Genomic DNA, 25,682 nt, shown 5'->3' with positions numbered 1-25,682 from the left:
CGGGGATAACGCCTCAGGAAAGGCGAATGGCGGGCAACCGGTGAGAACTGGTTGCCCGCCATTTGGTGTGAAAAATGGAGTGGAGAAGTTACTACTTCGCAGGTGAGCGGGAACACATTATGCTATAGGGGTGCCGAACGCTAGATTTCCCACCATCGAACGATCACGGGCGCTCGTTGATGAAGAGAGTGGGCCGACTCCACTCACCCTGGTGCGCGCCCCTGCCGGGTACGGGAAGACCACGGCTATTGCGCAATGGCTCAACCGCCCAGGCATGGCTCACTTCGAACAGATCTGGGTGCGTTGCTCCAGAATTGAAGAAGACACAGAGCGCTTTTGGGCTCTACTCGGTGAAGCGCTGGGACGGTCGGCTTCCTCCCGTGAACTGGTTGCGAAGGCCAGGGAATGGGGACTGACTGAACGCGAAGTGGTCGAGCGAACCGTCGAGCAGTTGGACGGGCCGACAATGATCGTTATCGACGACTACCAGTTGGCGACTTCCCCTCGGTTGGACCTGGCGTTGCTGGAACTCTTGGAACTAAGTGACAACCTCTTCCTCACCGTCCTCTCCCGACGCAGGAACTGTCTTGATGGCCCACTGTTTGCAAGCTTGGTTCCCACCACGTACATCGGTGTGGAGCAGTTGGCCTTCACAGACGAGGAGGCGCGGGAGTTTGCTGTACTACACAGCGTCGACCCCGCAGCGGTCCCAAAGTTTGTCACCACGTCAACTGCCGGATGGCCGATGGCGCTCAGTGCAGCTCTCAAGGGGTTGCAAGAAGGGCGCTCTCGCGTCCAGTTGGAGGCACTTCGCACACGCTTCACCATGCAACAACTTGAAATGGTGGACCATCCGGATGCCCGCACCGTCCTGGCCCACATTTCTCTCTGCGAACTGATTGACCTGGCGACGCTGGCGGAGACCCTTGACCTCCCACAAGAACACGTGGCAGCAGTGATAACGGCTCTAGAAGAGCGGGGCTTGGTTGAACAGAGGCTCTTCCCCAGTGGAGAGCGCTACCGGGTTAACTCGGGACTTGAGCCGTCCTTTCAGCACCTAAACCTTCCTGATCTTGGCAACGGTGACCGGGCTGAGCTGCGCCGCCGCCACGCCCTCGGCCTTGCCGTCGATGACCCCGACACCGCCCTCGCCCAACTGCTGCAGATTGGCGACTATGCGATGGCAGAGACGGTATTGATCGGAAATTATCTCTCTGTGCTTACCAACCCTGCACGGTTTGCAGAGCTTCTTCGCTGGGTGCCAATAGGTGACCTGCGCGACCACCGTATCCTCACGTCAGCGCTCTTCCTCATCGAGTTGCGCGACCCCCGCACCCCACCAGCAGTGTTGGACAAACTGCACGCGTCACTGCGCGAAGCAGCGAACCAGAAGGGAGGCAAAGACGTTTCAGAAGCAGACGTCCTCGCACTGACCTCCCTTCTCATCGCTGAGCGCTTGCGGGGCACCACATCGAACACGCTGAAGATTGCGCGCGAACTCGAAAGCAAAGTGCTGGAGCTGCCCGCCGATCGGGAAGCATCGATTGACGGTTCCATATCATTTGTTCACGCCGCAGTGGGATTGACGGGGCTGCTCAACGGCGACGTGGCGCTGGCTAGACGCGGGTATCAACGCAGTCTTGAGTGGGCGCAGGCGCAACTTGATGAGGTCTCCCAGGTTCGCGCCTGGTCAGGGTTAGCGGCCACGGCTGCAACAAGCGGCTTCCTTCAAGAGGCGCGCAACCTCTTGGTTTACGCCGAGCGCGCTATGGAAGCGTCTGGGTTCAGGGGCTCAACATTGGCTTGGATGAACAGGATGACCGCGCAGGCACTACTCGCCGCTGAGGAAGGGAACGAGGAATGGTTTCACACCGTCCTCGAATCCGTGGAACCCCACTTGGAGAGGGCTGAGCAAACTCCGATCATTGTCCTCGCAGAGATCCACATGGCTCGCATGGCTCACGGTTGTGAGGCGGGCCTTGGTGTTCTGCGTCGTCGTCTGCCTCAAATCGAGGCGATATTCCACACCACCCCGTACATGCGCGCCACACTTGTTGCCACCCGGGCCGATCTTGCGACCTACCTGGGTGGATACGCGGGCGCCCGGCACATGCTAGAGAAGCTCCCCAAGGAACACCCCGTCGTACGACTCTCAACCGCGCGTTTGGAACTATACAGCGGCAATAACGACGCGGCTCGCGAGATCGCCCTCGGGCTACTTGGAGAGAACCTCTCTTTGCGGCGCCGTGCGGAAATCGGACTGATTCTGGGGGTGGCGCTCGGGGAGCAGGGAGACGTTGCAGGCGCGGCGGAAGCCTTGACCCCGGCCGTGGAACTGAGCAAAGACCACGGTGGTTCAGTGGTCTACGGAACCGTGCCGCAGGCGGCACTCCTGGAAACCCTGCGGGCATCCATCACTCGCCTCGCGAAGCAGGGTGACGCCCTGTTGGTCAGGGACTTCAAGCGTCTCCTAGAGTTGGTTGAGAACCTCCCTGAGACTCTGGTAACCGAAAGGTTTGAGGCGCTCAGTGTCGCTGAGGAGCGGACCTTACGCGCCCTCGTCGACTTTCAGACCCGCGCGGAGATCGCCAAGGCCCTGTTCGTCAGCGAGAACACGGTCAAGTTCCACCTGCGGGGCATCTACCGAAAACTGGGGGTATCGAACCGCGATGAAGCGATCAGGGAGGCTCGTAACCGGTTCCTGATAGTGAAATAGGCTAGTTGCGGTCGCCCGCCCACGCTTCTTTCAACTTCAAGCGGGGCCCGGTTCGCAGTACAGACGAACGGTAGATACGGGCTGCGATCGCAATCACCAAGGCATCGCTCAGTGCCAAAATCAGCAGGGACAAAACCGGCTCCCACCAGGCCACGCCACCCATGAACATGCGTACCGGCATGGCCACAATCGATGTGAAGGGCACATAGGAAGAGACCGCCATGACGGTCGGGTTGGTGCCGAACAGGATGACGATGAAGTACGGCGCCATCACCAGCATGATGACTGGGGATAGTACCGAACCTGTGTCCTCAATGCGGGAAACCAGTGAAGCTGAGGCCGCGAAAATGGCCGCGAACAACACAAAGCCAAAAATGAAGAAGACGACAAACCACAGCATCGGGGCAGTGAGCATTGACAGGAGTGAACCCTGCCCTGTGATCACTAGGCCGAGGACGCCCGCCAGAACAACCGCGGCGGTCTGACCGATTGCCAAGAGTGAGATACCGAGGATTTTGCCGGCGAGAAGGACTCGGGAGGAAACCGCGGAAACGAGCAGCTCCACCGTCCTCGTCTGCTTCTCCACCACCGTGTTTTGGGCGATTGTCGACCCGAAGGTCATCACCGCCATCATGAAAATAATGCCGAAAACCAGTGAAACAATGTAGTTGAGGCCGAACTGTTCCTCTGACGTGCCAGGATCCAGCAGCTCAACCTCGGGAGAAATTGACGTCGCCATGGTCACGATCGCGGGGACTTCGTCGAGGGCGACCACCTTGTAACGCAGGGGGGCATCAGAGTTGGTTACGGGGATGACAGCAGCATCAACGGTTTCGTCCTCGACCCACTGAATCGCCGTCGCGTCATCCGGGGCGACATGCAGGTCGATCATCGGCGCTCCGGCAAGGACCCCTTCAGTTTCGGAAACGACCGCCACAGGCGTGGCGTTGGTGCCACGGCCTGCAACAACGCCACCAAAAATAGTGGTTGCTAAGACGGCGACAAGCAGGATCACCGTGGAAATGATGAAGGACTTGGTGCGGACCTGGGCCAATACTTCGCGTCTGGCGACCAGCCAAGTTGCGTGAACTGGGTTTGCGGTAGGGGTGGTCATGATGTGGCCTCCTGGGAGTCTTCGTCACTGGTGGTGCCCTCGACGACGTCTCGGAAGATAACGGAAAGTGGTGTTGTGACCGCGCCAAAACTGGTGAGGGGCCCCCGCGCAGTCACTTCTGCGACCAGCGCGCGCATGGCCGACTGCTGGGCATCGGCAGCGCCCTCGACCGTCAGGACAAGATCGCTGACAGGGGGTTGGCCCCACTCGGAAGTGGCCTCTTGCGCCTCGACCGCGGCAACGCCGGGGAAGGCTGCAACCCACCCCAGATCCTGGGGTGCGACAAGGCGGAAACGGTCTCTGGTGTGCTCGCGGCGCAGGTCTTCGATGCTGCCGGCGGCTAGAATCCGCCCCTCGGAAATGATCACCAGGTCGTCACAAAGCCGTTCAACCACGTCCAGTTGGTGGGAGGACAGCAGAAGTGGGATTCCGCGGCGGGCGTTCTCCGTGAGGACGGAAAGAATAACGTCGACCGCCATGGGGTCGAGTCCGCTGAACGGTTCGTCAAGGATCAACGCGGTCGGGCTGTGCACCAGGGACACCGCGACCTGGGCGCGCTGCTGGTTACCCAGAGAAAGATTCTCAATCGGGTCTTTCGCGCGGTCTGTGAGATTGAGGCGTTCCAACAGCTCATCACTGTTCGCCGCCGCCCGCATCTTGGAGAGGCCGTGCAGTTGCGCGAAGTAGATCATCTGATCACGCAGAGCCATCTTGGGGTAGAGGCCGCGTTCCTCAGGCATATAGCCGAAGGAACGCCTAGTGGCCTGGTCCAGTTCCACGCCGTCCAGGGTTACCGTTCCGGCGGAGGGGGCGAGGACGCCCAAGATCATGCGCATGACCGTAGTCTTCCCAGCGCCGTTGGCACCCACGAAACCGGTGAGGCGCCCTCGTTCAACAGAAAAACTGGCATTATCAACGGCCAGACGGTCGCCGAAACGGCGGCTGAGGTGATGCGTTGTTAGAGTCATGGATTCCAGGCTACAGGCCTCGCGTTGGGGTCTCCAAGCTCCGGGAAGCGCTCCGCGGGCTGGGTTGGGCTAGGGTTTTCCGTCTAGATTCAGGGTCTTGCCGTGCCATCGCTGGCGAAGCCAGCGGTCGTGGGAGGCAATAATCACGCTCCCCGGATAGTGGGGAATATCGGCCTCCAACGCTGTTGCCAGTGCAAGCGACAGGTGATTGGTGGGCTCGTCGAGAAGTAGGAGCTCCGGCGGGACCGCCAGCAGTCCGGCCAATTGGACGCGTCTTTGCTGACCGACACTCAAGGATGACAGAGGTCTGCTGAGATCGCGGGGTTCGAGGAGTCCGAAGTATGAGAGAGGGATTGCTTCAGCAAGTCCCTCGCCGACGATGTCGGCGTAAGCCTGGGCTGCGGTTCTGCCCTGGCCGCGATCGTTCGGATCCGCGATTAGGACGTGCTGGCTGAGCAGGCCGACCGTGCCGCGGCCGCCGGGCCTGCTGTGGCTTCTTGGCTTGCTGCGCGAGCCCGGTTTGTTGCCCCCCGTTGGTAGTGTCACGCTTCCCGCCGTGGGCTGCAGGTTCCCAGCCAGAACAGCGAGCAACGTCGACTTGCCAGAGCCATTCGCACCCGTCACCAAGAGGTGCTCGCCCTTCGACAGGGAAAAGGACACCTCGCAGAGCCGACCTGCAACGGTGATGCCGCTCGCTGCAACGGCACTGCGTTCCACATCTGCCCCGGTGGGAGCTCCAAGTCCACTGAACTGCAACTGACGTGGAGGTTTTGCGATCTGGTCCTCTTCCAGATCAGCGAGCCGCCGCTCTGCATCACTCACCCTGCGTGAAACAACCTTCGCGTTGCGGTCCCCATAGAACTTCTTGGCAATACGTGACTCGGTGCGTGGACTCCAATCCGCGTGGCCAACCGTGTGGCTCGACTTCACGGAAGATCGCAGACGCTTCAACTCAGCCTGCTCCTCACGGAAACGGCGCTCCCAACGCTCACGCTCTGCTTGACGGTGAGTCAGGTACTCAGAGTAGTTCCCAGAAAACCGCGTCACCCCGAGGCCGCTGGAGAGGCCGCCATCTTGCCTGTCGCGGACCAGGGTGTGCGGGCGCGGTGCCGGGTCAAGGTCGATGAGGACGCTTGCGGCCTCGTCCAAGAATGCTCGATCATGACTGGCGAACAGCACGGGGCCCTGCCAAGTCGCGAGTGAATCTCTCAGGAACGTGATCGCCGCGTCGTCAAGATGGTTGGTGGGTTCGTCGAGCAGAAGGACTTCGGGCTTGCTGAGCAGCAGCCACGCCAGGGAGAGGCGGGCCTTCTGCCCACCTGAAAGTGCGTGTGTCGGCCTCGACGTGGGGACCGAGTCAAGGCCAAGGGCGCTCAGGGTCGCGGAAATCCTAGAGTCGAGGGTCCAGATGTCGAGGCGTTCGGCCTCATGTAGAGCATCGGCGTAGCGGTTTTCGGCCTGGGAGCTTTCCGGGTGGGTGGCGAGGTCAGTGGCGGCCTCGGACAACTCATGTTCCGCGGCGCGGCTGGGCCGGACGGCGTCCTCGAGGGCTTCCAGGACGGTTGCGTTGGGTGAGAACGGGGGCTCCTGGTGGAGAAGCCCGAAAGTGGGGGTGAATCCGGCCCCCTCGGCGGATACCGTGCCGGAATCGGCCTCGAGGAGGCCCGCGATGATCTTGAGGAGGGTGGTCTTTCCGCTGCCGTTCTCGCCGATTAGGCCGACGACCTCGCCCGCTGAGACGGTCAGTGAAACGTCAGTGAGGACGCGCCGGTCCGGGAAGGACTTCGAAATACCGTCGACGCGCAGGTGTGTGCGGGAGTTCTGTGGGGTCATGTTCGGTGATCTCTCAAGAGTTGAGAAGAACCTGCCGGGCCAGTGTTCCCAGGTCTGCAGGGGGCAGAGCGCAGGGGGCCGCGGGCGCAGGACTGAATCACTTAAATGAACACGCAGCTAGGCTAACGCGGGATTGCGCCTCCCCGCAAGGGGTGCGTAGCCCTAGTGGGCGTGCGTGCTGCCCGTGCTGCACGCGTGCGCCGCCAGGGATGGGGTCACTCGGGTCCGGTGAGCAGATGGAAATCTAGGGAGTGCCCGGAAACGCTGACTCGGGCCTGTTTCAACTCGGCGGATGAGTCTCGGGGGCTCGCGGTGAACGAGATATCGAGTTCACCGGTGCGGGTTTGGGGAAACAACATGCCGGTGGAGGCTATGTAGTCGTCCCAGTTCGGGAGGTCTGCGTGCCAGAGCGTGGTCCCGTCCTCGGGCGAGATTGCGAAGACCGTCCCCGCTAGTGGCGCGATCGTGTGTTCGAGGCCGGACGGAGCGCTCCAGTTCTGTCCTGACAGTTCCGCGTTGCAGACCTGCAGCATGACGATGGCTTCGGCACTCGCGATCCATTCGCCGTCATCGCTGGTTGCAGGGATCCGCGTGCAACCGCCGCTGCTACCGACAAGCCAATCCTCACCGGTTACGAGGTCAACGCCGAGCAGTCCGCGCGAAAGTGTGCTGTTTGCGGCGTCCCAGGTGGAACCGGGCACGTCAGACCTGGCAGTGAGGCGTTCGCCCTCGCGCGAAATAGTGACGGGAATCTGGTTGAAGAACACGAGGGTTTGGTCGAAAAGGCGGTGTTCTGCGTCAGAGGTGCGGGAATAAAGCAGGGCATCGAGGCCGGTGGCGAGTGCGTCCTGCGCGCTCATGGCTGAGATGATTTCGCCTGTTCGAGAGTCGAGCAGCGCCAGAATGTCGCGGCTCCGGGTTGCCTGCGACATGGTGAGGGCAGTTGTCTGGGGCGTGTAAGAGTGAATGGTGACAGGGTTGTGGGCTCCGCGCCAGGTGGTTGTCCACGTGTCGGCGGTGACGTTCACTTGCGACACTACCGAGCCAACTTCGTGGGTGACCTGGGTGGCGTTGAAGATATTTGGGGACAGCTGGGCGGCAACGAGCAACCCGACGACGAACATGGCGCTACCAATCCTTGACGCGCGAGGGATATCTATGATGCCTCGGCGTTCAACAGCTGTTAGTGAGGGAAGTGTTGCTGCACCTGCGAGGATGCATAGCAACGCTCCGCCTGCACCGACCTCTCCGGGAAAAATCAGCCACCAGTACCGCACAGATGTGCTCGCGGAAGTTCCGACCATTACGAGCAGGGTGACGGAGAGAGCGACTACGAGCCACCGCAGGACTGTCCCAACCTTGGCCGCCGCGTTGTAGCGCGCGTTGGCTCGGTCCTTGGTGACCAACCAGCAGATTGCGAAGATGGCCGACAACGCGACGAGCAGTCCCAATCCGAGGTCGTGGAGGGGTCGACTCAGTTTGTCACCCCATACTTGGTCCGGAAAACGCAAGTCGGTGGTGAGCGCAGCCATCCAGTCCCATGACAGTAGAACCCCGAGTAGGGCCCAGATTGCTCCGGCAACCCACAGCAGTGATCCGATGCCGAGGCGTGTGTAGAAGTGTCGGCTGCGTTGGCGGCGCAACCCTGAGCCGCCGCCCCGCCGACTTGAGCCGCCCTGCCCACCCGAGTCGTCCGGCCCACCCGAGCCGCCATCTTGCGAGCCCGAGCCGCCATCCTGCGAACGCCTCTGGGCGTCTCTCAGTTCGGCTGCGCGATGGGCTGCGAGGGTGGAGGAGGTCACATGTCTATCGTAGGGCGTGCGCCGAGCCCTTAGAGTCGCAGGCGTCACCTGCTCCGGTCTCTAAGGTTGCCGCCGACACGTAAGGTTGCCTGGAATTCGCACGAACGGCGGCAACCTTATGTGTCGGCGGCAACCTTAGGGGGGAGTCCCCCAAATGTATACGTTGGGACGAAATGTGCCTCTGGGGTGAGTACCCCACGCGATCATTTGGCCCCCACGTAAACATTTCACAACGTGGGCGCGGGCCTGGGTGTGGGTGCCGGGGCACTGCCTCGTGGCGTGGGCGTGGGCGTGAGCGTGGGCATGGGCGAGGGCGAGGATGCCGGTGCCGGGGCTTGGGTGCCGGGGCACTGCCTTCGGCGGCCAGCCTTGGTCGAGACTAGAGCCGCCGGACTGGAGCCGCCGGACTGGAGCGGCCGGATTAGAGCCGCCAGACTGGGGCGGCCAGACTGGGCGAGCGGACTGAGACAGCCGGACTTAGAGCCGCCGGATTAGAGCGCACCCTCAAACTGCGAGTTGTACAGACGCCAGTAGGCGCTGCGGCTGCGGATCAGCTCTTCGTGAGTGCCCTTCTCAACAATCGCGCCGTTCTCCATCACCAGGATCAAGTCTGCCTCACGAATAGTTGAGAGCCTATGCGCGATAACGAAGGAAGTGCGTCCCTTCTGCAGGGCATTCATCGCATCCTGAAGTAGGCGCTCAGTGCGGGTATCAACCGACGAAGTCGCTTCATCCAAGATCAGGATCGGCGGCTGCGCCACGAATGCGCGGGCAATTGTCAGCAGCTGGCGCTCACCTGCCGAAAGGTTAGAAGCGTCCTCATCCAACTCTGTCTCATAGCCCTTCGGGAGTTGACGCACCAGGCGGTCGACGTAGGTCGCTTTTGCCGCAGCGATGATCTGTTCGTCAGTCGCATCTTCATTGCCGTAGCGAATGTTGTCGTTGATCGTCCCGGCGAATAGCCACGGATCCTGCAGGACCATACCGGTGCGACGACGAACATCGTCCCGTTTGAGTTGTGCGATGTCCTGCCCATTCACCGTGATCTTGCCTCCGTCCAGCTCATAGAACCGCATCAGCAGGTTCACCAGAGTGGTCTTGCCAGCCCCGGTTGGGCCGACGATCGCGACCGTCTGTCCCGGCTCAACCACAAACGAGAGGTCCTCAATCAGAGGCTTGTTCGGAGAGTAGCTGAACCTTACGTGTTCAAACTCAATCCGTCCCTGGCCTTCAACCGGTGCTGGCGCTTCGGGGTTATCCGGCACCTCATCGGCCTCATCCAGAAGCTCATAGACGCGTTCAGTTGACGCAACTCCAGACTGGACTGATGCTGCCATTCCCCCCAGTTCGGCAAGTGGTTGGTTGAAGAGGCTTGAGTACTGGATGAATGCCTGCACACTACCCAGCAACAGAGAGCCTCCAGCGACCATCACGCCACCTACCACCGCAATGCCGACATAGACCAGGTTGCCAATGAAGCTCATCATCGGCATCATCAGGCCCGAGAGGAACTGGGCCTTGAACGCGGCCTCATAAAGTTCCTCATTCTCATCAGCAAACTCTTTCTCAAAGCGCTTCTGCTGTCCGAAGACTTTGACGAGGGCGTGCCCCGAAAACGACTCTTCGACTCGAGCATTAAGGCGGCCAACCTTGAGCCACTGCAAGCTAAATGCCTTCTGCGACTTTGGGCCGATGATCCCGAAGATGACGCCCAGGAGGGGGAACGACACCAGGGCGATCAAAGTGAGCTGCCACGAGATGGTCAGCATCATCACGAGCGCGCCAATCACTGTGAAGACAGAGGTGATGGCCCCAGACATTGACTGTTGCAAAGTGTTGGTCATGTTGTCGATGTCGTTCGTGACCCTGGAGATCAAGTCCCCGCGCTTGACCCTGTCAAAGTACGACAGGGGAAGACGGTTGATCTTGTCTTCAACCTCCCCACGGAGCTTCCACATTGCCCGAACCATGACCCGATTGAGGACGTATCCCTGCAGCCACGAAAACACTGCTGCACCAACGTAAAGCGCCAAGACTAAGAGAAGGATATTCGCCAGATGATTGAAGTCGATCCCAGCACCCGGAGTGACGTCCATCTTCGCTACCATGTCGGCCATTTCAGTTTGGCCAGCAGCGCGCAAACCCGCAATGGCCTGCTCTGTCGTTACACCTGAGGGGATCTGATTGGAGATGTACCCAGAGAAGAGGACGTCGGTGGCGCGGCCAAGAATCCGTGGCGCAAGCACCGTCAACACCACGGAGGCAGCACCGACAACTGTCACAAGGATCATGCGGATCCAGTAGGGCTTCAGGAGCCCCATCATTCGCCAGAATGAGGGCCAGAAGTGCTTCGCTTTTCGAGCGACACCTTCAGCCCCGCTCATCCCCGCGTTGGCTGCGGCGGATTCCGCAATCTCCAGTACTTCTTCATCACTAAGTGGGGTGGGGTTCACGTCAGTCATCAGGACACCTCCGCGCCCAGTTGTGACTCAACAATCTCCACATAAGTGGGACTTGTCTTGAGTAGTTCAGCGTGCGTGCCGGATCCAACAACCCGTCCGTCCTCGATTACCAAAATCTGCTCTGCCTCAGTGATCGTTGAGATTCGTTGTGCGACGACAATCTTGGTGGTATCTGGGAATTCCTTCCATAGCGCTGCGCGCAGTCGGGCATCCGTCGTAAGGTCGAGGGCGGAAAAAGAGTCGTCAAAAATCAAAACCTCTGGGTTGCGAACAAGGGCGCGCGCAATGGAAAGGCGTTGGCGCTGCCCGCCGGAAACATTCGTTCCGCCCTGGGAAATCCTCGCCTCGAGTTGTCCTTCCATATCTGCGACGAAATCCTCTGCTTGGGCAACGCGCAATGCAGCCCAAAGTTCTTCATCCGTTGCATGTTCATTTCCGAAGCGCAGGTTCGTGGCCACTGTACCGGCAAAGAGAACAGGCTTCTGCGGCACGTAGCCAATGGTCGACCACAGGTTCTCGAGTTCCTGATTCCGCACATCTTCGCCACCGACAAGGACGGCCCCGTCTGTCACGTCGACTAAGCGAGGGATGAGGTTGACCATCGTTGTCTTCCCCGCAGCCGTCGAGCCAACTACGGCCGTCGTCTGCCCCTTGGGTGCAACGAAAGAAATGTTCGCCAGTACGGGCTCTTCCGCGTCGGGGAAGGTAAACGACACGTCTTTGAACGCCACTTCACCGGGACTGGGCTGAACGAGGACGGGATCTGTGGGCTCTTCCAGAGTGGACTTTGAGTTGAGGACCGCGGTGATGCGTTCCGCGGAAACAACTGCCCGCGGGAACATCATTGCCATGAAGGTTGCCATGACAATCCCGAAGAGGACCTGGGCAATGTACTGCATGAAAGCCATGATCGTTCCGACTTCCATGGTCCCGTCATTGATGCGGATGGCTCCAAACCAGAGCACAGCCGTGGTTGTGACATTGAGGATCAACATCACCAGCGGAAACATGAGGACAAAGATTGAGCCGACATTACGGCCAACAACCATGATGTCGGTGTTCGCAACCAAGAAGCGTGCGGCCTCAACCCGTTCACGAACGAACGCGCGCACCACCCGGACCCCGGTGAGCTGCTCACGAAGAACCAGGTTCACGGTGTCGAGCCGCTCTTGGTATTCGCGGAACAGGGGAATCAACCGAACCATGATAAGTCCTGCGGCGACCAGCAAAACAGGGATGGCAACCGCGAGAATCCATGACAGGGAAGCATCCTGACGCAGAGCCATTACTATCCCGCCGATGGCCATCAAAGGTGCCATGACCAGCATGGTTGAACCCATCATGGCCAGCATCTGCACTTGCTGCACATCGTTTGTGTTGCGGGTAATCAGGGAGCCGGGACCAAAATGGTTCACCTCACGTTCTGAGAAGCCGGAAACCTTGGTGTAAACCGCATTGCGGATGTCACGACCCATTGCCATGGCGGCACGTGCAGCAAGAAGGAGCGCCAGCACGGACGCAGTGATCTGGATGAATGCGATCGCCAGCATCCACCCGCCACGTTGCCAAATCAACCCGATATTGCCCTGCGCAACACCCTGATCAATGATTTGGGCGTTCAGTGTTGGTAGGTAAAGCGCGGCGATGACCGACACCATCTGAAACACGATGACGCCGACGATGTACCACTTATAGGGCCCAAGGTACCTGGCCAGCAGTTTTCCTAACATTCCCAAATACTAAGGGCACCCTCCGACATTTGGCACGTGCCGTTTTTCACCGGAGCATTCCAGAGCGGTAACCTTGTCCTGTTCACCAAACCCTCAACGTCGAGCAGCCACGCGGAGTTAGTACGACCATGCCCTTTCTTGATTATCCACTCACCGAACTTCAGGCTTACCGTCCTGACGTTAGGGAGCCAGCAGATTTTGACGAGTTCTGGGCCGCAACATTGGCTGAGCACAGTGTGAAGGACCCGTCCTCGGCCATATCGATGACGCCATCGCGGTCCACACTTCATGTCATCGATGCATGGGACGTGACGTTTCCCGGCTTTGGAAGCCAAGTAATCCACGCTCGATACACGCGCCCGGCCGCAGTCACAGAACAGCTGCCAATCATTGTTGAGTTCGTCGGTTACGGTGGCGGACGTGGACTGGTCGAAGAGCACCTCACGTGGGCGGCTTCCGGCCTCGCCCACCTCATCGTGGATACACGCGGGCAGGGAACACGTTGGAGTGGCGGCGGCGACACGGGCGACACTTCCGATACGGATGCATCCGGCGGTGGCTTCATGACCCGGGGGATTCGCTCCCCGCATACCTACTATTACCGGCGTGTTTTTACAGACGCCGCACATGCGTTGCAGATCGCGAGGCTGCTTCCCGGCGTGGATCCAACCCGCGTGATCCCAACGGGCGGCAGTCAGGGCGGCGCGATTACATTGGCGGCGTCCGCCCTCGACGGAAATGTCGCCGGTTTCATGGCGAACGTGCCGTTCCTGTGCAATTTTGAGCGGGCCATTGGGCTCACTGGCGCGTACCCGTATCAGGAGATTGTTGACTATCTCAGTGTCAAACGGGACGACATCGACCTCGTCTTCAACACGCTGTCATACTTCGACTGCGTCAACTTCGCAAAGCGGATCGTGGCTCCCGGACTGTTTTCCGTGGGTCTCATGGACGAGACGACTCCGCCGTCAACCGGGTTCGCCGCGCGCAACTGGTGTCGGGGTGAGACCGCGATGGAGGTGTACCCGTTCAACGGGCACGAGGGCGGTGGCCCGTATCAGGTGCGCAAGCAAATCAAGTGGGTTCGGGACCTGCTTGGCTATGCCGCGTAGCCGAGGACCGCGAAGGCGAGGGCGTAGTCTCCGTCGTGGGATGCGGAGACGTGCCATCTCGGGTCTGGCACCGGGACAGTCGTCGTGAAGGCGTTAGCCATTGTCCCCGTGAGGTGCACCGATGGAACGCCCGAGGGCGTATGACTCACGACGATTTCTGACCACACAACTCCGTCGACTGGTAGTGGGAGGGGTGTCCCGCTGGCTTCGAGCGCCGCAACCCACGCTTTGAGCGCAGCTTCCTTAATTGCCCAAACTGCCGCCAGGTGGTCTGCGAGACGGTCGCCTTTGTGGGTTGCGCGCAACTCTGCGCGGCGGAGTTCCCTGGCGGTGAAAACCACGCCCGGCTCACCGAACCGCGACCCGACCGTGCTGATCTGCTGGGCCAGATCGGGGATGTGGACGATGTCGGTGCCGATGCCGAGGACACACACACCCTTGGGGACTCCAGGCGGGTCTGCGTTGGGCGGGGCGGGTGTCACGGCGAGTTAGTCGTCGAGTTTGTCTTCGGCGAGCAGTTCGCCCACCAGCGCCTCAGGATTTGCGCCTTCCCCAAGCGTGACTGCATCGGTGTCGAAGGACGCTGCCGCAAGGTCCAGTTGGCTGTTGTCGGGGTTGAAACCATCTTCGTTGTTAGTCATGAGGCAATACTACGGCGACGAGGGCGTGGGCGTCTGGTTGCACTTCAGTGTGTGCCCGCTTTGGCGTCGCCCTGGGTCCCCCATAGGGTCCTCGGAGCTCCGCAGGGCGTGATTAGGGGGCAAATCGACCTCGGATTCGACCTCTGGGGGACCGAGCAGCCCGTGGGGGACCGAAGGGACGCGTCAGGTGGATGCTTGCGATGGACCGACCAGGTGCGGCTGCCTGTCACTTCGCGGCGCGCCACGTACGGGAAAGCAAAAAACCTTGCAGACACAAATGCAAGAGATTAGACTTGCGGGATGTTTGTGATTGATGTTGACCAGCGAGGCTCGCGTGGTGCCGAAGACCTCGTTCCTGCCGCCATGCACCGGGTCGAGGGTGTGTTGCGGGGCCCGAAGGGTGCTTCGACCTCATTGGTGCTGCCCATCGAACGGACTGTCGGCGACGAGTTCCAGTGCCTACTAAGCTCGGCTGCTGGCGTGATCGCCGTGGTGCGTGACCTGGTGCGAATCCGGGGTTGGTCCGTAGGTGTGGCGGTGGGTGCGGTCGAATATCCGTTGCCAAACTCGGTGAGAAGCGCGCGCGGACAGGCGTTCGTCCTCGCACGTACTGCAGTAGAAGAGGCGAAGCGCGCGCGTCCGTCCGTTGCGTTCCGGTCACCGAGTGGTAGGCAGTCGCAAGAGATTTCTGCGTATTTTCGACTCTTGGCCACCCTTTGGCAGACGAGGACGGAAGCCGGGTGGGAAGCCATTGACGCCATGGATGCCTCCGCGTCAGAGTTAACAATGTCGGAGGTTGCCCCCAGAATGGGTATCACTCGGCAGGCGCTTAGTCAGCGGCTCCAAGCTGCGGAATGGAAGGTAGAGCGGGAGGCAATCCCGCTTCTTGAGCGTCTTCTGGAAGAGGCGGATAGAGGCTCGTCTTCGGACCAGTGAAGCCGGGATGGAATGGGTGCTGGTTTTCGAATGGGGCGTAGCAGAGTAAGGAGGGGCCAGTGGCGGAACCCTTGCGGTTACTAGTGGAACTCGTTGTTCTCCTTCTTGCTTCTGTCACGGGTTGGCCGATCGTGCTCTTGACGTTGAGGGCGTCCGCGCGGCGAAACTCGGAGGGCGCTCAGCGTGCCGGTTCGCGGGGTGCGTCCGGCGATCAGAACCCGTCGGTGTTACGCGGGGGACTTTGGATTGGCTTCATTGAGAGATTTGCAGTTGCCGGCGCCATCTTGATGGGGCAGGTTTCCCTGATTGCTGTGATAGTTGCGGTCAAAGGCCTAGGTCGGTTTAAGGAACTCGGAACGCCGGAGGCGTCGGAGAAGTTCGTTCTTGGCACGCTGGTGTCCATGACTTGGGCCGTGCTTGTCGCGATCGTGGCGCGTGCAGTGCTCCCGATCTAGAACCTGAGTACGCATGCGAGTCTGCGTGTCGGTTAGGTTGCGTACGCGGTAATGCAGCAGGCACCGCTTACGGCACTTCCAAGCATGCCATTGCGGGAATGACCAAGAGTGAAGCCTTCCTCTACGGACCGCACGGTATACGGGTCAATGCTGTCGCACCCGGTGGGACGGCCACCGGCATCGAGGGATCGTTCAAGTCCGACTTTGCCAAAGAACGCATGGCCCCCTTCCTTGAACTGCTCCCCCCGATTGCCACCGCCGATGAGCAGGCCGCGGCGATTACTTGGCTCCTAAGTAAGGACTCCTCGCACGTCAACGGCGTTCTGCTCCCCACCGACGGAGGCTGGTCGGTGCAGTAGGGGCGGGAACGGTGGTCGCCGGTGGGTCGAAGGGCCGGGGGAGGGCCGGGGTGCAGTAGGGGCGGCCGGGTATGGGGAGCGGCCAAGCCTTGGCGTAGCGCTCCCCATACCCCGCTAGCGGCTACGCCTTGGCGTAGCGCCCGTCAGCCCCCAGTCGCGCGTTGGGGTCTAGCAGCATCGCTGCCTCGGCCTCCTTCGCGACCTGGCCACCCTCCTCAGGCAACCTGCGGTCCGGCGCCGGCGTGAACAGATCCCCACGCCCCAGCATGCCGGCCTCAAGGTCGTGGGCGCCCTCCTCAAGTCGAGCCAGCGCCCGCTCGCGCCAAGCCGCACGCGCCTCATCGCCGAGCGCGCCAGCCACGGCCGCCTCGAACGCGCCCGGGTGCGCCAGCGCCAGGAACGACGAGACGTGCCCGAAGCCCAGCGACGTCACGAGTGCCGCCTTCACGGGCCCAACCTTCCCGACCGCCAGCGGCTGCTTCAGCCACACCAGCCACGGGTTCTTCGCCAGCGCCTCATCGACGCAGTCCAGCGACTTGTTGCCCGGGAGCATCCCGTCGCGGAACACCTGCCCGACCCCGGAAATCTGGAACACCGCGGCTCCACCCTTCGCGTGACCGGTCATCGACTTCTGCGACACCACATACATGGGGTTACCCTCCGTGCGTCCGAGGGCGGCCGCCACGCGGCTGTGCAAGTCAGACTCGTTGGGATCATTGGCATTCGTCGAGGTGTCATGCTTCGACACAAACGCGATGTCATCCGCGCCCAACCCCAGCGCCTCCAAGGAGACCGCCAGGCGGGAGTCCTTCCCACCTCGCGCCGCTGCCAGCGCGCCCAGTCCCGGCGCCGGAATCGAAGTGTGGATCCCATCCGAGAACGACTGCGCAAATGCCACCACCGACAGCACCGGCAAGCCCAGTTCGGCCGCCAGGTCACCGCGAGCCAGCAGCACCGTGCCACCGCCCTGGGACTCAATGAACCCACCGCGACGACGGTCGTTGGCGCGGCTGTAGAAGCGTTCATTCAAGCCCTTCGCCGCCATTTCCGCAGAGTTAGCCGTCGCGTTCATCGACCCGAACCCGACCAGCGATTCCACCGACAGGTCGTCGGTCGCGCCAGCAACCACGAACTTGGCCTTACCTGTATGGATCTTGTCCAGGCCGTCCTCGACCGAAACCGCAGCCGTCGCACAGGCGGACACCGGCTGAACCATGGGGCCGTAGCCGCCAATGAAGTTCTGCATGGTGTGCGCCGCAACCACGTTCGGCAGGGTTTCCTGGAGGACGTCCTGCGGGTACTCCTCGCCAAGGAAGCGGTCCACGAACAGCTTCCGCATGGAGGTCATTCCACCGAACCCGGTGCCCTGGGTCGATGCGACATCGGCCGGGTGAATGGCCTGCAGCAACTCGGCAGGGGAGAACCCGGCGGTGAGGAACGCATCCACCGCACTAACCAGGTTCCATGCTGCGATCCGGTCCATGCCTTCCAACAGCGCTGGCGACAGACCCCACTTGGAGGCGTCGTAACCGGTGGGGAACTGCCCACCAACCGTGCGTGTCAGCGTGGCGCGCCGCGGCAGTCGTGCCTGCGCACCCGCCAGTCGTGTCACTTCCCATTCGCCATCTTCGAGGGGGCGGATGCGGGTGAGGCGCTCGTCCTCGACCACGTAGGACTCAGCGGTTTCGCGGTCCGGGACCGTGAAGGTGACGTCAGTGTTGAGGAACACCGCCGCATCCTCCTGGGTGCCCAGGTCAACGATCCCGGCGTCGGTGATGAAGGAGCGTACACCCGACCGCGCCACGACTTCATCGCGGTAACGATCGAAAATATCGCCCGGCTCCACCAGATTGCCGTCAGCGTCATACCAGCCAGACTCCGGGGATTCTGCCCAGGTGATCAGGCCCATCATCCAGGCTAGTTCGAGGACGCCCGCCGGGGTCAGTTCGACCTCGCCATCACTTTCGAGGCCGAGTTCCGCCTGCCAGCGGGTCCGCGCGCTGCCCCACGGTCCGACTTCGCCGATCCCGACGACAACGACCATGTCCTCAAGGTTGGCGTTGACGCCAGCCCACTCGGCAGGGTCGTAGGAGGCCAACTTGGCCTGTGCGGGGGAGGGGAGCGCCGGAATCAGCGCCACGTCTTCCGCAACGTCTGAGTCGTCCGCCGTCGCCGCAGCATCAGCTGCTGCCGCCGCCTGCAGTGCCTTGAAGTCAACACCCATGGCGAGCCCGCCGGTCAGGTCAGCATCAAGCGGGCCCTCGAGGGCATTTGCCCGTGCCTCAGCCGTGCACAGCGCGACCAGCTCATCAGCCATTTCGTCCGTCGTGTAGGTGCGGATCCCCGCCTTGCGTGCCGCGGGTGCGAGGGCGTCATTGCCGCCCATCAGACCCGTGCCCTGCACCCAACCGATCTTCGGGTGAGCCAGCGTCGTGCCGCGCGCCCAGATCGATTCGGCCGACCAACGGTTGGTGATGGCGTCGAAAGCCGCCTTGGTCTCACCGTATGCTCCGTCTCCGCCAAACATGCCGCGGTTGGGGGAGCCGGGAAGGACCACGTGGACACGCTTGGCCTTCGCGCTGCGATCCGCAAGCGCTGCCAGACCACTGATGGCGCGCTCAACGCTCCACAGCAGCAGACGTGCCTGCGCCTCGAACTGCTCGCCCGAATCCGCCATGGAACCCATGACCGGGGGCGCCGCGAAGGGGAAGAACAGGTCGGGCACCAGGGCCGACTTGACGATCTCCTTAGTTGCACCAACCACCTTGTCCTGTTCAGTGCCGATCCATTCGACGAGGGCGTCCACGTCCCGGTAGGAGGCCAGGTTCGCTGGGACCAGCCACAGCGCCGCATCTCCCGCGGCATTCTTGGCGTAGAGATCCTTGGCGAATGCGAGGCGTGCTGCGTCAACCTTGGACGAGGTCGCGATCACCGTTGCCCCACCACGCAAAAGTCGGGCGGAGACAGCCCCGGCAATGGAGGCCGGGGTTACGCCGGTGACAACTGCAACCTGACCCGCGAACGGAAGATCCGGGTTCGAGGTCGCAGCCTGGGCCGCCTCGGTGTAGTAGTCGGCCAGTTCATCGCGTCCCTCGTGGCGCGCCTTGTCGGCCCACCACGTGGCGTGCTTGGCCACGGTTTCCCCGGCGCCACCGAAGGTGACGAGGGCGGGACGATCCTCAGGTGCAGCGTTCCAGACACGAGCCAGGTCTTCGCGAGCACTAGCCCAACGGTCGTCGATGAGGACGGCCTTTGCAGCGCTGAAACGCGGCTGGACCATCTCAACCCAGCGCGGACCCAGTTCGGCCTCAACGGTGCGGGCGGCGAGGGCGTCTGCGAGGAGCTCCTCGTCTTCACTTGCAAACCCTGCGGGGAGGAGGCCGACACCTTCTAGCCCCAGAACCTCGAGGAGGTGCTTTGCGGTCTGCGCCAGGGCTCCCGATGGTCCGGTGACCTTGTCGGCGTAAGCGTCAAGGGCCGCGGAGTCAACAACTCCACCTCCGCCACCGTTTGCGCCGCCAGCCGAGGGCAGTGAAACTGCAATGCCCCGCATCGCGGAGACCTGCCCCACTGCCGCGTCGACGATTGCCTCGGCCTCGGCCTTGGATCCGGCGGAGGTCGCGAGGGAAGCAAGCTCCCCTCCTCGCGCCGAGTCGCCCTCACGTGAACCCAGCAGGACCTGCGCGGTTGTCGCGTTGGCCCAGCCGTCACCGAGCTGCCACACCTCACGCACGCGGTCACCGACAAATGTCGGCTTCACGCCCGCGCCACCCAGCACCTTGCGGAGGCGGTCACGAATCGCCTCGGTGAGCACCGGGCCGAAGGCCTTGTAGTGGTGGGCCAACTTGTCGACGGAGATCGCCAGTTCACCAACGCTCGCATCAGCCGCACCGTCGATTGACGGCAGACCCAACTCTGCTGACAGGTCCATCAGCAACTGGTTGCGACGTGCGGAAACACCCGCGGTCAAGGTGTCGGTCGTGTCGCCGGCATCGATCTGCTCGGGACGCAACTTGTTGGTGTAGGCCATGAGGACCTTGATGGCGTCCGAGGCCGCAAACGGGATGTCCGCAACGTCCGCGCCCGAAGGACCACCTGTGGCAGCCACCGGAGCGGCAGGCGCGGGAACCGTGGCGGCAGGAACGTAGTCGGCTTCGGCCGGTGCAGGTGCCGGTGCCGACGTTGACTTGGCAGCATCGGCGGAGGTTCCGACTGTCGACGTTGCCTTTGCTGAATCACTGGAGGTTCCGACTGCCGACGACGTCTGAAGGTCGGCGGCTGCGGAACCCCCGTCAGAAGTGGCGTCCTCGTCCTCGTCGTCCACAAACCGCACGTCGACACAGGTGACAACCTGTTCGTCGCGTTGGACGTTGAGGGCGGCCGAGGACGAACCGGAGAACTCATCGAGCTTCAGTGTCTTCTCACCCAGACCAGCCAGCGTCGGGGATGCCCCCAGGCCGATTTCGATGAGACGCTCGACGCCCAACCCGCCGTCTTCAACGGGGGTGAACATGAGGTCTTGGGTTTCAATCCACCGCACCGGGGACGCGAACTGCCAGCACAGCAACTCAATGAGCAGCAGGCGGGCCAGGGCGTCCTCGTCGGCGGCTGCCTCTTCCCAAGCCTCATCACTAGCGAGGAGGGCGGCAATCGGCTCGGATGGCACCTCATCAAGGATGGCCTGCGCGAAGGACCGTGTCACCTCGAATGGCCGCGCCACCAGGTTGGGGATGTATTTGCCAACTAGGCGCTCAGAGGGAATATCCGCGGGGACCAGGCTTTCCAGCTTGTCGCGGAACTCGGGCACGCCATCACGGAGTACGCGCGAGTGGAACGGTACGTCCACACCCGGCACGTACATGAACGGGCCCTTACCCCCAGCGGCGGCGGCGCGAGCGGAAGCGTCCTCGTTCAGAGCTTTGAGCCCCTCAATGGTGCCGGCAATCGCGTACTGCTGTCCGGCCAGGTTGAAGTTGACGATCTGCAGGAACTCCCCCGACTTCTCCGCCACCGAGTCGACGTAGGCAACGACCTCGTCGTCACCGATGCCGAACTGGTTGGGCCGTAGCGCGCCCATGCGGTAGTTGGAGCGTCCCTTGTCGTCACGCGGCACCAGGTGGTGCATGGTTGATCCGCGGTGGAAGACGATTTCGAGGACGTTTTCCAGCGGGAACACCTCGCCGTAAGCAGACAGGGCGTTGTACTCGCCAAGTGAGTGTCCGGCGAAGTAAGCGCGATCCACCAGCGCACCCATTTCACGGAGGCGTTCCGTCTGTGCGAACGCGACGGTTGCCAGCGCCACCTGGGTGAACTGGGTCAGGTTGAGCAGGCCATCAGGGTGGCGCAGCACCTGGTCGCCCACAACCATCTCCGTCGGGTTGTCGCGCACGACGGTGAGGATGGAGAAGCCGAGGGCGTCCTTTGTGAGGCGGTCGGCACGCTCCCACACCTCGCGCGCAGCATCGGAGGTCGCCATCTCTTCCAGCGCCATACCTTGACGTTGGATGCCCTGACCTGGGTAAACGTAGGCGGTCGTCGGGGGAGCGGTTGTCGCGGTGGCGCGTGAGACGATCTGTCCGTCAATCTTCGCCGTCACCTCAAGCAGCAGGCCGCCACCGGGGATGCGCCCGACGCGTTCCACCGTCAGGTCAACGGGATCATTGAGGTTGACCAGGCCGTACATGTTGTAGGTCCACCCGGTGATGCGGTAGCCGGGCTGCTTGCCCTCACGCGCCCCCACCAGGTTTTGCGCCACGGCCGACAGCCACATGCCGTGGACGAGGGCGTCTTCCAGACCCGCCACCCGAGCCGCAGCGTACGAGGTGTGGATGGGGTTGAAGTCGCCGGAAACATTGGCGAATGTCGTCATGTTTGCCGGTGCGACCACCCGTGCGCGGCGCAGTTGCGAGCGCGGGGTGTCGGTCACTCCGACCGCCAGACCCGCAGCGGCAGGTACATCGACCGGTACTGAGTCGGAGCCGATGCGACCACGAATGGCAAAGCGCTCCTGGAAGAAGCCGATCTCCTGCCCGTCGTGGTAGAGGGCTTCCTGCACGGTAACAACGCGGCCAGCGGATGATTCGTCGAGGCCGGTGGTGCGGGCAACAACGGTCAACTGTGTTGACCCGTCCTCGCCGAGCAGGTCATCAACGTCCACGTAAAGGCGCGCAGTGTGGTCCAGATGGACCGCTGAGAGCAGCCCCTCGATGACCGGGTAGTTACCTTCGATGAGGGCGGAGCCGAGCGCCGCATAGATGGCGGGCCAGCACAGGCCAAGGATCGCGTCCGGGGTCCATGTGTCCAGCTCGAAGCGGGCGGGCAGGGCTTCACCGGTGGCGCCGCGGTGCATGTCGGCTAGCCCGCGGTTGATGGTGAAGGTCCAGTGGGCTTCCCCGAAGACGGAGTCCTCAGAGGAGACCATGGTTGGGAGTGCGGTGATGGGGTCGCCGGTAATGGTTTCCCCACCGACTCCCGCGGTGGCTGCAAGCAGCGCAAACATGTGTTCCGGCAGGGCGTCGCGGTCAACAACCGGGTAGCCACCGTCATCCGTTTGCTCTCCGATTGCCAGCGGCACGGTCAGTTTGCGAACCGCGTGCAGGTTGTCACCACCGGGTGTGTTGTCCCAGGCGGTGTCAAGGGAGACGACGAGGTCGTAAACGTCGCTGTCTTCACGCCTTGCAATCTTCAGCATGTCGGCTGGAACAACCCGGGCAGGGTTGTCGACCAGGTTGCCACTCCAGGTTACGTAAGGAACATTGAGGAGGAACTCCTCGGGCGTCTTTGAATCGCCAAGGCGTGCGAACAGGGTCTCTTGTGGGGCGTTTGCAGCCTCGAGGCGTTCCACTGTGGCGGTCTCAAACCGGCCCAGCAGCTCACCGATCGGTTCATCGACACGGGTCATGCCAGCAACGGAGATCGGGCCGGGAATGATCCGCACCTGATCCGCGGTGTAACGCGGATCTTGGGACTGCCACAGGTTGTCCTGGCCCCACCAGCGCAGCAGGTCGGAGTCGAGGACGGGCACGAAAGGCATCGGCTTGGGGTACTTGCGGCACAGGTCCACAAACCAGGCCGCATCCGTCGGGGTCACCCGGGTGCTTGCAGCATTCGGGTAGGTCGCTTCCAAACGGTCAACCGCGCCCAGCGCGTCGCGTGCGGAGTCGAGGTCGGGGAAGATCGTCGCGATCTTGCCGGATTCCTTGTTAGAGAGGCGACCCTCGATGCGCTGCAACAGCAGCTGGAAACGGTTGATCCAGGTGACGTCATTCCACGACCCGTCAATCGGGGAGGCGGAAAGGGTTGCGAAGCGGCGTGCCCACTCCAAGTACGACATCTTGTCGACGTCCCCGAAGTAGGGCTTTGACGTGGCGTCGAGGGCGGCGATGATCTCATCGCGGCGCGCCAGGACGGCCTCTTCGTTGCCGGAGACCTGGGAAACAAGCCGGGCGCAGCGCGCCGCAGCATTGTCGACCTCGTGAATGTCCGCGCGCAGGTGCGACTGGCCGGAAGTGACGCCACCGCGGGTGGATCCGGCTGGAACCCAGCCGCCCAGGGTGTCTGCGGTGGGGGGAATAGCAACGCCGGGTGTGTCAACCAAAAGCTGCTTGACCTCAGCGGTTGTCTTCGCCTCCAACGCCGTCATGGCAGCCGTACCAATGAGGACGCCATCAACCGGCATCAGGGCGCGGCCGTGAGCCAGTGCCCACTGCCCGGAAATGTAGTCGGCAGCCCGCTCGGGGGTGCCGATGCCGCCACCAACACAAAGCACCAGGTTGGGGGTGTTGCGGATGTCGGCGTATGTGGCGAGAAGCAGGTCGTCCAGGTTCTCCCAGGAGTGGTGCCCGCCTGCATGGCCGTCCTCGACCTGAACGATCACCGCGGCCTCTGGAACAGCCTGGGCAATGGTGACGACCTGGCGAATCTGCGCGGTCGTGCCCGGCTTGAATGCCACGTAGGGGAAGCCTGCAGCCTGCAGGTCAGTGATGAGTTGAGTGGCCTCTTCAAGCTCGGGGATGCCCGCAGAAATCACCACGCCATCCAGAGGCGCACCCGCGGCACGGGCTTTGGTGACAATGCTCTGGGCACCGAACTGCAGGTTCCACAGGTAGGGGTCAAGGAACATGGCGTTGAACTGCGCGGCGCGACCCGGGTTGAGAAGCTTCTTCAGCTTCGCCAAGTTCTCCGCAAAGACAGGCTCGGTGACCTGCCCGCCACCGGCCAGTTCAGCCCAGTAACCCGCATTGGCCGCGGCGGCGACGATTTCTGGGTCAACGGTTGTCGGCGTCATGCCCGCAAGCAAGACGGGGGAGCGGCCGGTGAGGCGGCTAAATGCGGTCTCAACGGTGCGGCGACCATCGGGAAGGGTCGTCACCCTGGGCTGGTAGGCAGCCCAGTCCACAGGCGCATCAAACTGCGCCGTCGAGGTGAGGAATGTGTCGCGACCAGCAACGGTTCCCGCCTCAACCACGCCAACCCCGCTGCCCAGAAGCACCCGGGTGGTGATGCGAGCCAGGGCATCACCCGGACCAATATCAAGAATCCACTTGGCACCGGCTTCGACCAGCGGCTCGACCTCGGCCGCCCAATCAACAGGTTCGGTGAGCACGGCGGGAGCCAGGTCCTCAACTAGCGCCGCATCGATACCGGCATCAGCCGCCCAGGCGCGAACCTGTTCGAGGGCGCCCGCCAGCAGCGGGGAGTGGAAAGGAGCCGCAACCGGCAGGTACGCAAAGCGGGGAGCGAAAGGCTTACCGCCGCGAACCTTCGCGGCAATCTGTGCCTCGTCCTCGGCCTGAACCTTCTGGCCCGCCAACTGGATCTGCTCCAGATCGGCAGGGGCCCCGGAAACAACAACCTGCTCTGAACTGTTGCGCAGCGAAACCGTCACTTCGCCTTCAAGGCCAGCGTCAGCAATCAAGGCCTGAACCTGGACTGGGGAGGCGCCAACAACAGCCAGCATCGGGAACTTGCCGCCAACAGGACGGGCCCCGCCCGAGCGGGTCGCGGCGGTAACAGCCACTCCCATCAACTCGGTCAACGCATAGATGGCCGCAATCTTCTGGTAGTCGCCATCAACCCAGGCCTCAAACATGGCCGCACCAAGAATGCCCTGGCTGTGACCGGCCGCAGCGATCGGGGAGTGCACCCGCGCATCAAAGCCCTCAGCAGCCAGGTCAAGAAGCGTCGCGAACTGGGTCAGCAGGATGCCGGGCATGGAAGCGGCGGGAGCGCCCTCGTCGGCAGAAAGAAGAGAAGGAAGGGTGACCGGCGCGCCAGCAACGACCGACAGCGACCGCCCAAGTGGAGCAAGCAGGACCTGACCTGCATCAATGAGGTCCTTAACTTCGCTGGCGACATCTTTGCGGGTCGTCAACTCGGCCAGCGCCTCCTGCCACGGAGTTGCCTGCCCTGCAAACGACAGGGCGTACGGGGTGCCCCCATCGCCACCGAGCGTGAGGTAGAAAGGCGCGGAGTAGCTGGTCATTTTTGTATCTCCCGTTTGTTGTGCGGTGCCGCTTGCGGCTGTCAAGAAAGAGTTGGTGTGTTGCGTCGAG

At 62.3% G+C, this 25,682-nt stretch carries 14 protein-coding genes; 5 read left to right on the top strand and 9 right to left on the bottom strand.

The window, feature by feature from the left end; all coding sequences use genetic code 11:
- Positions 1-130: 130 nt before the first annotated feature.
- Positions 131-2,716: a LuxR C-terminal-related transcriptional regulator gene (locus tag H2O65_RS08335; RefSeq protein WP_182141261.1), complete on the top strand. Its 2,586-nt coding sequence runs from the start codon at positions 131-133 to the stop codon at positions 2,714-2,716.
- A gap of 1 nt (position 2,717) precedes the next feature.
- Here H2O65_RS08335 and H2O65_RS08330 read toward each other — a convergent pair whose 3' ends face one another.
- The 6 genes from H2O65_RS08330 to H2O65_RS08305 form a co-directional block, all read right to left on the bottom strand.
- Positions 2,718-3,830, bottom strand: coding sequence for an ABC transporter permease (locus tag H2O65_RS08330; protein ID WP_182141260.1), 1,113 nt, complete (start codon positions 3,828-3,830; stop codon positions 2,718-2,720).
- On the bottom strand, positions 3,827-4,798 hold the full coding sequence (locus H2O65_RS08325; protein ID WP_182141259.1) for an ABC transporter ATP-binding protein: 972 nt from the start codon (positions 4,796-4,798) through the stop codon (positions 3,827-3,829). The genes H2O65_RS08330 and H2O65_RS08325 overlap by 4 nt, the downstream gene beginning before the upstream one ends.
- A 69-nt stretch (positions 4,799-4,867) precedes the next feature.
- A complete protein-coding gene (locus tag H2O65_RS08320; protein WP_182141258.1) occupies positions 4,868-6,631 on the bottom strand; it encodes an ABC-F family ATP-binding cassette domain-containing protein in 1,764 nt (587 codons plus the stop codon).
- A gap of 215 nt (positions 6,632-6,846) precedes the next feature.
- Positions 6,847-8,433 carry a hypothetical protein gene (locus H2O65_RS08315; protein ID WP_182141257.1) on the bottom strand — a complete coding sequence of 529 codons (1,587 nt, stop codon included), beginning with the start codon at positions 8,431-8,433 and terminating at the stop codon, positions 6,847-6,849.
- Between the two features lie 491 nt (positions 8,434-8,924).
- On the bottom strand, positions 8,925-10,895 hold the full coding sequence (locus tag H2O65_RS08310) for an ABC transporter ATP-binding protein (RefSeq protein WP_182141256.1): 1,971 nt from the start codon (positions 10,893-10,895) through the stop codon (positions 8,925-8,927).
- Positions 10,895-12,625, bottom strand: coding sequence for an ABC transporter ATP-binding protein (locus H2O65_RS08305; RefSeq protein ID WP_182141255.1), 1,731 nt, complete (start codon positions 12,623-12,625; stop codon positions 10,895-10,897). Before H2O65_RS08305 ends, H2O65_RS08310 begins: the two co-directional genes overlap by 1 nt.
- A 128-nt stretch (positions 12,626-12,753) precedes the next feature.
- On the opposite strand from H2O65_RS08305, the gene H2O65_RS08300 reads away from it, so the two are divergent.
- Positions 12,754-13,737, top strand: coding sequence for an acetylxylan esterase (locus H2O65_RS08300; protein WP_182141254.1), 984 nt, complete (start codon positions 12,754-12,756; stop codon positions 13,735-13,737).
- Here the strand turns inward: H2O65_RS08300 and H2O65_RS08295 are convergent.
- Both H2O65_RS08295 and H2O65_RS08290 read right to left on the bottom strand, forming a co-directional pair.
- Positions 13,725-14,219 (bottom strand): holo-ACP synthase, encoded by a 495-nt coding sequence (locus H2O65_RS08295; protein WP_182141253.1) that lies wholly within the window; start codon positions 14,217-14,219, stop codon positions 13,725-13,727. The genes H2O65_RS08300 and H2O65_RS08295 overlap by 13 nt on opposite strands.
- A 6-nt stretch (positions 14,220-14,225) precedes the next feature.
- On the bottom strand, positions 14,226-14,378 hold the full coding sequence (locus H2O65_RS08290; RefSeq protein WP_182141252.1) for a hypothetical protein: 153 nt from the start codon (positions 14,376-14,378) through the stop codon (positions 14,226-14,228).
- A gap of 300 nt (positions 14,379-14,678) precedes the next feature.
- Between H2O65_RS08290 and H2O65_RS08285 the strand changes: the two genes are divergently transcribed.
- The 3 genes from H2O65_RS08285 to H2O65_RS08275 are packed head-to-tail and all read left to right on the top strand — an operon-like array spanning position 14,679 to position 16,128.
- Entirely contained in the window at positions 14,679-15,314 is a 636-nt protein-coding gene (locus H2O65_RS08285; RefSeq protein WP_182141251.1) for a hypothetical protein, read from the top strand.
- Positions 15,315-15,373: 59 nt separating this feature from the next.
- The gene (locus H2O65_RS08280; RefSeq protein ID WP_182141250.1) at positions 15,374-15,769 is read left to right on the top strand and encodes a hypothetical protein; all 396 of its coding nucleotides are present in this window, start codon (positions 15,374-15,376) and stop codon (positions 15,767-15,769) included.
- Positions 15,721-16,128, top strand: a complete 408-nt coding sequence (locus H2O65_RS08275) for an SDR family NAD(P)-dependent oxidoreductase (RefSeq protein ID WP_182141249.1) — start codon at positions 15,721-15,723, stop codon at positions 16,126-16,128. Before H2O65_RS08280 ends, H2O65_RS08275 begins: the two co-directional genes overlap by 49 nt.
- A gap of 121 nt (positions 16,129-16,249) precedes the next feature.
- On the opposite strand, the gene H2O65_RS08270 is transcribed toward H2O65_RS08275, so the two are convergent.
- Positions 16,250-25,612, bottom strand: a complete 9,363-nt coding sequence (locus H2O65_RS08270; RefSeq protein ID WP_182141248.1) for a type I polyketide synthase — start codon at positions 25,610-25,612, stop codon at positions 16,250-16,252.
- Positions 25,613-25,682: the final 70 nt, after the last annotated feature.

This window comes from Schaalia sp. JY-X169, from assembly GCF_014069575.1.
In the GTDB taxonomy this organism is placed as follows: domain Bacteria; phylum Actinomycetota; class Actinomycetes; order Actinomycetales; family Actinomycetaceae; genus Scrofimicrobium.
The sequence above is the reverse complement of the archived record's forward strand: the minus strand, read 5'-3'. Positions and strand labels throughout refer to the sequence as shown.

Bases quoted from the DNA above. Each gene is read 5' to 3' on its own strand.
- H2O65_RS08300 (WP_182141254.1), top strand. From the start codon at position 12,754: ATGCCCTTTCTTGATTATCCACTCACCGAACTTCAGGCTTACCGTCCT.
- H2O65_RS08330 (WP_182141260.1), bottom strand. From the start codon at position 3,830: ATGACCACCCCTACCGCAAACCCAGTTCACGCAACTTGGCTGGTCGCC.
- H2O65_RS08285 (WP_182141251.1), top strand. From the start codon at position 14,679: ATGTTTGTGATTGATGTTGACCAGCGAGGCTCGCGTGGTGCCGAAGAC.
- H2O65_RS08325 (WP_182141259.1), bottom strand. From the start codon at position 4,798: ATGACTCTAACAACGCATCACCTCAGCCGCCGTTTCGGCGACCGTCTG.
- H2O65_RS08290 (WP_182141252.1), bottom strand. From the start codon at position 14,378: ATGACTAACAACGAAGATGGTTTCAACCCCGACAACAGCCAACTGGAC.
- H2O65_RS08305 (WP_182141255.1), bottom strand. From the start codon at position 12,625: ATGTTAGGAAAACTGCTGGCCAGGTACCTTGGGCCCTATAAGTGGTAC.
- H2O65_RS08270 (WP_182141248.1), bottom strand. From the start codon at position 25,612: ATGACCAGCTACTCCGCGCCTTTCTACCTCACGCTCGGTGGCGATGGG.
- H2O65_RS08320 (WP_182141258.1), bottom strand. From the start codon at position 6,631: ATGACCCCACAGAACTCCCGCACACACCTGCGCGTCGACGGTATTTCG.
- H2O65_RS08310 (WP_182141256.1), bottom strand. From the start codon at position 10,895: ATGACTGACGTGAACCCCACCCCACTTAGTGATGAAGAAGTACTGGAG.